Here is a 2,456-nt window from a genome sequence, read left to right on the forward strand (position 1 = left end):
AATCACCAAGATTTTTGAATCCGGTAATAATCGCGTCTTTTTCTAGGCTATTCAACCAAAGGCGCTTAATGGTCTTCTTTTTAACGTCAATCTGGGCTTGGCTCATGATTGACCAGGCAATATTAGAGCCTTCCCGACCACTATCGGTGGCAACAATAATGGTATCGGCCTTCGTTAACAGGTCTTTGACGACCTTGAATTGATCTTTTTTACTAGCTGACACTTCAAACTTGTATTTATCGGGAAATATCGGTAAATTAGATAAGGCCCATTGCTGATATTTCTGCTCATATTTATCCGGTGTGGCTAGTTCAACTAAGTGTCCGAGAACATACGTGACAAGCGTATTCTCGGGCAAAACAGGGTCACTAACCGTATAGTAACCCTGTTTTTTTTGTGCTCTTTTGAAAGGCTTGGACGTATGAACGGGCTTGACTAGGTTTTTCAGCTAAGATAACAGTGGTCATGTTCGTTCACTCCTTGTGATTAAGCTTCTGTTCTAATTCTGTTTTGCCTTGTTCAGCTGCTTTTAACCAAGTTTCACGGCGCAATTCTTGTTGCTGGTCTATCGATTGTTGTTTCAAATATTGTTGATACCGGTTGATGGCTTTGAGATCTGCAAAGGCTGACCAGCGAAACAATAGACCACCAAGCAGTAAAACTAAGGCCATTAGCGCTGTTCCTAAAAAATCGGTATGGCTCGCCGTGAAAAACTCTTGGTATAAATCCATTAACATGAGGTAAATTCCCATTAAATAGAAGATCACGCTAACTAAGTTATCAAAATAGTAAGACAGTTTAGTCCGCCGGGAGGGTGTTGTAAAAGGGTCGGTTCGCATATTCTTTTTGGCTTTTTCCAATAACCAGTGTGCGATTTTCTTCATAACTACTTCTCCCTCCTAGTGGTTACGGAAATAATTTTGAAACATTCTCATGGCGCCCATACCAGCACTTTTAGTCACACCGGTTGAAGCCCAGAAGTCTTTAACGGCGTCAGGTGTTTTGACAACCAGAAAGCCGAATCCGATTGAAGCAATAAAGGCAATAAATCCGTATTTAGCCATATTAGTGAAGCACCATACTGATAATGACATACAAAGCACCTGGCTAATAATGGAAGCATTGTAATAAATGTACTTCTTCCACCACGTGGCACTATAATCAAAGCTTTCAGTCGCCATGCTCATTGCAGCTAAAGGAATTGTCAGGTTATACCAAGCCATATCAGCCACAAACACACACATTTTGATAAAGAACACGACGGTTACGACAGTGAAGATTAGTAGAAATAAAATCTGTAAGGGTAACGAAATGCCAACATCTTTTAGCCCAGGGACTTTATTCATGCCAGTAATTGATTTAGCGGTGAACTTTTGATCAGAGCTAAACATATACTTTAGTAGGGGTAGGGTAATTGAACCTTGAATAAAGCCTTGTAAGAACACGAAAACCGGAATCACGGCCGCTGATTTAATCCCGTCCATGATGATATTAGCCCAAGTCACATCGGTACTTTCGTCTGCCTCTTTTAGAATTGTCATCACAATGCGGCCAAGTACGACCACAACGACTAACGATGTCGCAAAGGACAGGAAGATGGCATACCACGTTTTAACAATTGGCAAGCTTTGATTGGCTTGGTCAATGATTGCCTTACAGATGTTGAATAAGCCGTCCAACAAACCAGACAGTGCCCATTCAAAAAAATTAGCAATCGCTCCCTGAACCAGTCCTGAAATATCACCTAAAACAAACATATCTATCACTTCCTTTTTTGCAATTCAAAGCTTCCTAATCCGTCATCTGCTTTGGCAGTTTTATTTATTGCTTTAGCTTTATAACCATCGCTAATTTTAGTTAATTCAAATTTTTGATTCTTCTCATCATCAGTATTTACTTTTAAATATTCTTTACCAGAAGAATTACTGACTGAATAATTGGCATTTACATTCATCAAGGGGCTTTCAATAATCATTGTTTTTTTATTAAATTGGGTTTTGTAGCTTTGTCCTTTTTGGTTGAGATACCATTTATTACTTTGCAAATCTTGTGCTGTAGACTTTCCGCAGGCGGTTAGACCGACAGCAATCAGCAACACTGTCATCACGGCGATTATATATTTGCGATATTTTTTCATTAATATGTCCTCCATTAGCCAAGTAAGTTGTTATCGTCGTCCTCTTCTGGCTCCTCTGTTTGACTATCTTTATTTGAAACCCTCTCTAAGTCGCTGTCTAGGTTGTCCTGCTGTTGCTCCTCCTCTGTTTGAGACATCTTGTTTGCGGCTTTTTTTTGAGCAGTCTCCTTTAATTTTGCTTTCCATTTCTCTACTTTTTGATGAAAGTTGGTTTCCTGGCTGGCTTCTGGTTGTCCTTGATACTCATTCTGTGACAAGTTAACCAAATGATCAGCCCCTGGAAATAGTTTAAATTGGAACGCTTTTGTCGCCTTGACTG

General features: G+C 39.8%; 3 protein-coding genes and 2 pseudogenes. All 5 read right to left on the bottom strand.

Translation table 11 applies throughout. From position 1 onward, the window contains the following. Window positions 1-467 (bottom strand): annotated as a pseudogene (locus tag OXT66_RS09510) (toprim domain-containing protein); the annotation flags it as partial. A gap of 6 nt (window positions 468-473) precedes the next feature. Further along, window positions 474-884, bottom strand: coding sequence for a hypothetical protein (locus OXT66_RS09515; RefSeq protein WP_202960503.1), 411 nt, complete (start codon window positions 882-884; stop codon window positions 474-476). A gap of 15 nt (window positions 885-899) precedes the next feature. Further along, on the bottom strand, window positions 900-1,757 hold the full coding sequence (locus tag OXT66_RS09520) for a conjugal transfer protein TrbL family protein (RefSeq protein ID WP_419146391.1): 858 nt from the start codon (window positions 1,755-1,757) through the stop codon (window positions 900-902). A 5-nt stretch (window positions 1,758-1,762) separates the two neighbouring features. After that, the gene (locus OXT66_RS09525) at window positions 1,763-2,137 is read right to left on the bottom strand and encodes a hypothetical protein (protein WP_096585828.1); all 375 of its coding nucleotides are present in this window, start codon (window positions 2,135-2,137) and stop codon (window positions 1,763-1,765) included. 14 nt (window positions 2,138-2,151) lie between these two features. Then, window positions 2,152-2,456 (bottom strand): annotated as a pseudogene (locus tag OXT66_RS09530) (conjugal transfer protein); the annotation flags it as partial.

This window comes from Lentilactobacillus senioris (assembly GCF_026798195.1).
In the GTDB taxonomy this organism is placed as follows: domain Bacteria; phylum Bacillota; class Bacilli; order Lactobacillales; family Lactobacillaceae; genus Lentilactobacillus; species Lentilactobacillus senioris_A.